Here is a 6,242-nt window from a genome sequence, read left to right on the forward strand (position 1 = left end):
CAAGAAGCCGCACTTCACAGTGCGGCTTTTTTTTTAACAGAATTTACAGTTTTATTGATGTAATTTGCGGCTAATCCTATAGTGTTAATAAGCAACACTTTTTGAAACTTGAGCTGGGAGGTTAATATGCGTTCCAAATTATTACTTGGTGTAATGGCAGGGATGCTGATTTATCCTTTTTCTGCGCTCAGCGCGGAGCTTGATTTAACCTGGGAAAACCCGGAGTCTTATACTGACTTACAAGAAGCAGATGAGCATCGGAATCGTTTTAGAGAACGTACTTTAAACGCGTTAGAAAGTAAATTTAATCAGTTGGCGGAATGGCTTCCTGAGGACCAGGTTCTTGTTATCAAAGTTACAGATGTTGATCTGGCTGGTCGTGTGGAACCGATGCGTACAGGTGCCGGGTTGCAACGAGTGCGTGTAATTCGCTCTTTGCATCAGCCGCGTATGAGCCTGGAATACCAGCTCCAGGCGAGCGATGGTAGTGTTCTTGAGGAAGGTACAGAATCCCTTCGTGGGCGTGGCCACATGGATCATGGCCGGATAATTGCCTCACAGGATCGTGAGCATGTTCGTTTTGAAAGTGAAATGATAGAGCGCTGGTTCCGTTCTACCTTTGCTGATTATCTGCAAGATTAAAGTTTTGCCGGCTGTGGGCGATAAAAGGCCGAGGTCTATTTATAATTAAGTACCTTATTCACTCACTTGAATACGTGGTTTAACACGTAGGAGGGTTCATGGAAGTATCAATGAATGGCCAGCAAGCGCTTGAAATCAAAGGCCTTCAGATGGCGAGTAATCAACAGAAAGCAGATGGCCAGGCAACGTTACAGTTACTGGAAGCTGCTGCTGTAGAGACCAGCGTCGGCAATGCAGCACCCAGTGCTGCGGTCGGAAATAACATCAATACCACAGCTTAAAGCTGTAAATTGATAGGCGTTTTACTGCTTTCTCCAGCTATTTCACGAACTAGCTTGGGCACCAGAAAGCCAGGTAAGCGTTTTAGTAATTCCGCCATTATCAGGTTGGCTTTGGCATCACTGACAGCAAAGTGCGCTGCCCCAGCCACCTTATCCAACTGGTGCAGGTAGTATGGCATCACATTGCTTTCAAATAACTGCTCACTTAAGGCGGCTAAGCAATCCGCACTGTCGTTTACTCCTTTTAACAACACACTTTGATTTAATAACCAAATACCTTGTTGTCGCCAGGAAGCAAGTTGAACTTGTAAGTTGTTACTGATTTCCTGCGGATGGTTAGCATGAATAACGAGCAGGCACTGCAGACGGCTGGCGGCTAGACGGTTGGAAAGTTTCTGAGTAAGACGATCCGGAATAACTACGGGTAAACGGGAATGAATGCGCAAGCGCGTTACTTGGGGTAGAGATTCAATTTCTGTTATTACTTTATCTAACTGATTGTCAGACGCCATCAGCGGGTCGCCGCCACTTAAAATGACTTCATTAATTTGCGGGTGCAAACGTATGTACTCGCAGATTTTCGCTAACGCTTGCTGATCTACCTTATGTTCCTGATAAGGAAAATGGCGGCGGAAGCAATAACGGCAATTCACTGCGCAACCGCCGCGCAGAATAATAAGGACTCTGGATGAGTACTTATGTAACAGACCAGGGCCAGCCTGGGCATTATCTTCCAATAATGGATCTGCAGTGTATCCTTCGGTTTCTTTAAACTCATCACTATGAGGCCAAACCTGGCGTAGCAAAGGGTCATCGGGGTTGCCGGGCTGCATGAGCGCAGCAAAAGCTTTAGGTACACGTAATGCAAAGAGTTGGCGTGCCGGAGCATGCTCTTTTACCCACGACTCGGGCAGTTGCAGGTCACTGGCCAGTTGCCAGGGATCTTTGTACGCCTGTGCCAGTTGGCGTTGCCAGTTATCTTGTGTTTCAAGCTGCTGAATTAAGGACAAAATGCGGCCATCAAAGAATACGTGAGTTTAGCCGTTATTTTACCTGAAATAGGCGCCGCTTTGGTTTATTATTGGGACAAAATGTATATGATCTCAAATGTGAGAGGAAAAAATGGCAACTTATAGTACTAACGAATTTAAAGGCGGTCTGAAGATCATGCAGGACGGAGAGCCGTGTAGCATTGTCGAAAATGAAATGGTAAAACCAGGCAAAGGGCAGGCCTTTAACCGTGTTAAAATTCGTAAGTTGATCAGCGGTAAAGTGGTGGAAAAAACATTTAAGTCCGGAGAGTCGGTAGAAGCGGCCGATGTGATCGATATCGATCTGGACTATTTGTACAATGACGGCGAATTCTGGCACTTTATGAATAACGAAACTTTTGAACAGATTCCTGCTGATAAAGCCGCGATCGGCGATGCTGAGAAGTGGTTGGTTGAGCAAAATACCTGTACTTTGACTATTTGGGACGGAAAACCTATTAACGTGACGCCACCTAATTTTGTAGAGCTGGAAATTACTGAAACGGATCCTGGCCTGAAAGGTGATACGCAAGGCACTGGTGGGAAGCCTGCGACCTTAAGCACTGGTGCTGTAGTCAGGGTTCCGTTATTTGTACAAACAGGCGAAGTTATTAAAGTTGATACGCGCAATGGTGAGTATGTGTCCCGCGTACAGAAGTAGAAAGCATAATTAAACTGAAAGCGGTGTTTTAGACACCGCTTTTTTATTGGGGGCATTAAAATGACCGATTGGAAGCCCAGCGCCGATATTGCCATGATGCGAAAGCGCTCGTTGATGCAACAGACTATTCGCAATTTCTTTGCTGAGCGTGGAGTGATGGAAGTGGAAACTCCCCTGCTGGGCCGTGCAGGGGTGACCGATCCCTATCTAGCCAATGCGACCACTTGTTTAAGGGGGCCTGGCTTGCCACAGGCTACTGAGTTCTGTCTACAGACCTCCCCTGAATACGCTATGAAGCGCCTACTCGCGTCGGGTTCGGGGTGTATTTTTCAAATAACTAAAGTAGTCAGAGATGACGAAATAGGGCGTTTTCACAATCCTGAATTTAGTCTGCTGGAGTGGTACCGGGTAGGGTTTGATGATCAGCAATTGATGCACGAAATTGATGAGTTGCTGCAATGTATTTTGCAAACTGAGAATGCCGAGAGGGTTAGTTATCAGCAGGTTTTTATGAATAACCTGGGTATAGACCCGTTAACGGATGAAGGCTTGCAAAAGTTGCGCAGCTATCTGTGTGTACAAGGCTTTAAGCATATCGCAGCGGACGAAAAGGATACCGATGTATTGCTTCAGTTAGCAATGACTCACTTGATTGAACCTGTGATTGGTCAACTGAGGCCTTGTTTTATTTATAATTTTCCAGCGTCACAGGCAGCTCTTGCTCGACTAGATAACGCAGACCCCAGAGTGTCAAAGCGTTTTGAGCTGTACTATAAGGGCATTGAGCTAGCTAATGGATTTGATGAACTAACTGATTTTAAGGAACAGGCGTTACGTTTTGAGCAGGATAATATCCGGCGTCAGCAGTTGGGCCTGCCAGAGTCTGTGGTAGATAATCGGCTGTTAGAAGCTCTGAAACATGGATTGCCCGCCTGCGCTGGGGTTGCGCTTGGGTTGGATCGTCTATTAATGCTGCATACCGGGGTTTCCCATATAGACAAGGTACTGGCGTTCCCAATTTTGCGGGCCTGAGGAGAGAGCACTAGCTTTTAGGTATCGTATGTTATATTATTACAGTGTATTCTTGTTTTAAATCTTAGGTACTCTCAGCATATGAATCATAAACCATTCGATAAAACCAGCATCTGGCTCGCGCTTTTTTGCGCGTTGCATTGCTTACTGGTACCGGTCTTGCTGCCGACCTTGTCGCTAATGGGTTTATCGTTTCTAGGCATGCTTTGGCTAGAACGTATGGTGCTGACTGTGAGCCTTTTGATTGGTGGTATCGCTGTGGTTATAGGGATGCGCCACCATCGCAGCCTGATTCCACTAGTGATGTTGAGTGCTGGCGGCCTGCTTTATTTTAATAAACATGCTTTTAGTCACGAAATTGAATATGTCATGATTATATTGGGTTCTGTTCTCATTATTTCAGCACATGTTATGAATCTTCATCTGTGCCGGGTGCATAGAGTCGCTGAGTGCAGCGCAGTTGACGATAAAATCAGTGCAGATCCGGCACCAGAGACAAGCGCTTAAGTTTTGCGTCGGAGATAAACTCCAGCTTCGGTATGTTCTGTAAACGGAAACTGATCAAACAACGCAGCCCGTTCTACATCATGGGTCTGTGATAGTACTTCCAGGTTTCGGGCCAGGGTATCGGGGTTACAGGATATATAGAGAATATATCTATACTGGCTAACCATTTGTAAAGTATCGTCATCGAGTCCTGCTCGAGGTGGGTCTACCAGAACGGTCTGGCAGTCATACCCGGTAAGATCTATTCCCTGCAACCTGCGAAATTCCCGTTCACCATTTATTGCCTGGGTGACTTCTTCCGCTGCCAGACGCACCACGGTCACATTCTCGATTTTGTTGCGGGCAATGTTGTTGTTTGCCGAGTTCACCGAACTTTTACTAATTTCCGTGGCTAGTACGCGATTAAAATTCTCAGCCAGCGGCAGACTGAAATTTCCGTTACCACAATACAGCTCTAATAAATCGCCTTGTGAACCTAAGGTTAGAGTATGCGCCCAGTGCAGCATGCGCTTATTGGTATAGGCGTTAGGTTGGGTAAAGCTATTTTCCACCTGTTCGAATTCGTAATTTCGCTGGTTAACCTGAATGCGCTCGACCAGAGTATCTGAACCTAAGACTTCTTTTTGTTTGCGAGCTCGCCCAATGAGGTTGATATTGGCATAATCACCAAGCGCGTGACGTAGTTTTTCAGCCTCTGTTTTCCAGCTTTCATCCAGTTGACGATGATAGAGCAGTGAGATCACCACTTCATCAGTTGTTGTGGTTAAAAAATCGACCTGGAAAAGTTTGCGTCTCAGAGTTTCCCGAGGTTTAAGGTATTCCAATAGTGCAGGCATAAGTTGGTTTATCAGTTGGTTTGCCGCTGGCAACTGATCGACACGGTATTTATCATGAGTGTTTTTATCAAACATGATGTAATAAAGGTCATCTCCTTCATGCCACACCCGAAATTCAGCACGCATACGATAATGCATGGGTGGTGACGGGTAGACATCCAGTGCCGGTGGGTTGAAAGGAGCCAGTTTTTGCTGCAAAGCATTTACTTTGTCTGCGAGCTGTTCGTCATATGAAGCTTGAGTGGTATCTGAGTCGGCCATGTAATTCCTGGTAATAAGATTCTACCTGTCATTTTATCGCATCAGCCGCGTGAGCGCAGCCGTTTATGACGACTGTACAGGTGAGGTTAACTCCACGCATTAATTTCTGAATTTGCAAGATACTGAAATAAGAAGGGCCGGTCGCACGATGACGACCGGCCCTTTTTTGATTTTATTATAAAGTTAGTCTTTACGATCTGAGTTTGCAGCTCGTACTTTAAGGGTGCGACCCTCGAAATCTGAATCGTTTAATTTAGCTAATGCCAGATCTGCACCTACGGACTCCATTTCTACGAAACCGTACCCCTTGCGTTTACCGGTACGGCGGTCTTTAACTAAACGTACGGCAAAAACCTCACCATAACGCTCGAAAGCATCCTGCACCGAATCTTCACTTGTTTTAAAAGGAAGGTTTCCTACATATAAGGTAACGGCATCGCTACCATCAGCATTTTGTACTGGTGTTGCTTTAGCTGCTTTTTTAGTCCGGGGTTTCGGCTTTCTATTAGCTAGCAAGCCAGCGATCCAGGGGCTAAGTATACCGCCGAGGAAGGTAGCAAGGCCGACAAAAGATACTATGAAGGAAAGCTCTGCTTGTCCTAATGTGAATGAGGCAATAAGACCAAATATAAAAGCAATTACAGCAGCGATGAGAATTTGGAAGCCTGGTGTTACACGAGTCATGAAAAAATCCTTTATGTAAAATATGAGTCTGAAAAAAAGTGCGCAAAAATGAATAAAGCTATAACGCACTTACCTATCTTAACGATTAAATCGGGTTGCAGCAAAGTATAGTAAAGCATACCAATCGTAACTTACTTTGTTTGAGGACAAAAAAATGCGGTTGAAGCTCTTGACGGGAGCAAATAAATCCCTAAAATGGCGCTCCCAGCTCGAGAAGAGCGGGAATAGATTAAAAGTAGGTGTTAACTCTTCGCTAACAAGTTAAAACGATAGCGAAAACTTTGCAAAAAGCCGTTGACACTTACAC

At 45.3% G+C, this 6,242-nt stretch carries 8 protein-coding genes; 5 read left to right on the top strand and 3 right to left on the bottom strand.

Annotated features, from left to right (window positions below; genetic code table 11):
* The first annotated feature begins 126 nt into the window (after positions 1–126).
* Both CWE09_RS13200 and CWE09_RS13205 read left to right on the top strand, forming a co-directional pair.
* Positions 127–642 (top strand): DUF3016 domain-containing protein, encoded by a 516-nt coding sequence (locus CWE09_RS13200; protein WP_126804524.1) that lies wholly within the window; start codon positions 127–129, stop codon positions 640–642.
* 98 nt (positions 643–740) lie between these two features.
* Positions 741–923 carry a hypothetical protein gene (locus CWE09_RS13205; RefSeq protein WP_126804525.1) on the top strand — a complete coding sequence of 61 codons (183 nt, stop codon included), beginning with the start codon at positions 741–743 and terminating at the stop codon, positions 921–923.
* On the opposite strand, the gene epmB is transcribed toward CWE09_RS13205, so the two are convergent.
* A complete protein-coding gene (epmB, locus tag CWE09_RS13210; protein WP_241974376.1) occupies positions 920–1,933 on the bottom strand; it encodes an EF-P beta-lysylation protein EpmB in 1,014 nt (337 codons plus the stop codon). The genes CWE09_RS13205 and epmB overlap by 4 nt on opposite strands.
* Before the next feature lie 112 nt (positions 1,934–2,045).
* Between epmB and efp the strand changes: the two genes are divergently transcribed.
* The 3 genes from efp (at position 2,046) to CWE09_RS13225 (ending at position 4,154) form a co-directional block, all read left to right on the top strand.
* The gene (efp, locus tag CWE09_RS13215; RefSeq protein WP_126804526.1) at positions 2,046–2,615 is read left to right on the top strand and encodes an elongation factor P; all 570 of its coding nucleotides are present in this window, start codon (positions 2,046–2,048) and stop codon (positions 2,613–2,615) included.
* A 60-nt stretch (positions 2,616–2,675) separates the two neighbouring features.
* Positions 2,676–3,647: an elongation factor P--(R)-beta-lysine ligase gene (gene epmA / locus CWE09_RS13220; protein WP_126804527.1), complete on the top strand. Its 972-nt coding sequence runs from the start codon at positions 2,676–2,678 to the stop codon at positions 3,645–3,647.
* An 81-nt stretch (positions 3,648–3,728) separates the two neighbouring features.
* Positions 3,729–4,154, top strand: a complete 426-nt coding sequence (locus tag CWE09_RS13225; RefSeq protein WP_126804528.1) for a MerC domain-containing protein — start codon at positions 3,729–3,731, stop codon at positions 4,152–4,154.
* On the opposite strand, the gene trmA is transcribed toward CWE09_RS13225, so the two are convergent.
* Together trmA and CWE09_RS13235 are read right to left on the bottom strand one after the other, a co-directional pair.
* Positions 4,151–5,251, bottom strand: a complete 1,101-nt coding sequence (gene trmA, locus CWE09_RS13230) for a tRNA (uridine(54)-C5)-methyltransferase TrmA (RefSeq protein WP_126804529.1) — start codon at positions 5,249–5,251, stop codon at positions 4,151–4,153. The two genes, CWE09_RS13225 and trmA, sit on opposite strands and share 4 nt — an antisense overlap.
* A 183-nt stretch (positions 5,252–5,434) precedes the next feature.
* Positions 5,435–5,935, bottom strand: a complete 501-nt coding sequence (locus tag CWE09_RS13235) for an RNA recognition motif domain-containing protein (protein WP_126804530.1) — start codon at positions 5,933–5,935, stop codon at positions 5,435–5,437.
* Positions 5,936–6,242: the final 307 nt, after the last annotated feature.

The sequence above is a fragment of the Aliidiomarina minuta genome (genome assembly GCF_003987145.1).
In the GTDB taxonomy this organism is placed as follows: Bacteria; Pseudomonadota; Gammaproteobacteria; order Enterobacterales; family Alteromonadaceae; genus Aliidiomarina; species Aliidiomarina minuta.

Bases quoted from the DNA above. Each gene is read 5' to 3' on its own strand.
- CWE09_RS13205 (WP_126804525.1), top strand. From the start codon at position 741: ATGGAAGTATCAATGAATGGCCAGCAAGCGCTTGAAATCAAAGGCCTT.
- efp (WP_126804526.1), top strand. From the start codon at position 2,046: ATGGCAACTTATAGTACTAACGAATTTAAAGGCGGTCTGAAGATCATG.
- CWE09_RS13200 (WP_126804524.1), top strand. From the start codon at position 127: ATGCGTTCCAAATTATTACTTGGTGTAATGGCAGGGATGCTGATTTAT.
- epmA (WP_126804527.1), top strand. From the start codon at position 2,676: ATGACCGATTGGAAGCCCAGCGCCGATATTGCCATGATGCGAAAGCGC.
- trmA (WP_126804529.1), bottom strand. From the start codon at position 5,251: ATGGCCGACTCAGATACCACTCAAGCTTCATATGACGAACAGCTCGCA.
- CWE09_RS13225 (WP_126804528.1), top strand. From the start codon at position 3,729: ATGAATCATAAACCATTCGATAAAACCAGCATCTGGCTCGCGCTTTTT.
- CWE09_RS13235 (WP_126804530.1), bottom strand. From the start codon at position 5,935: ATGACTCGTGTAACACCAGGCTTCCAAATTCTCATCGCTGCTGTAATT.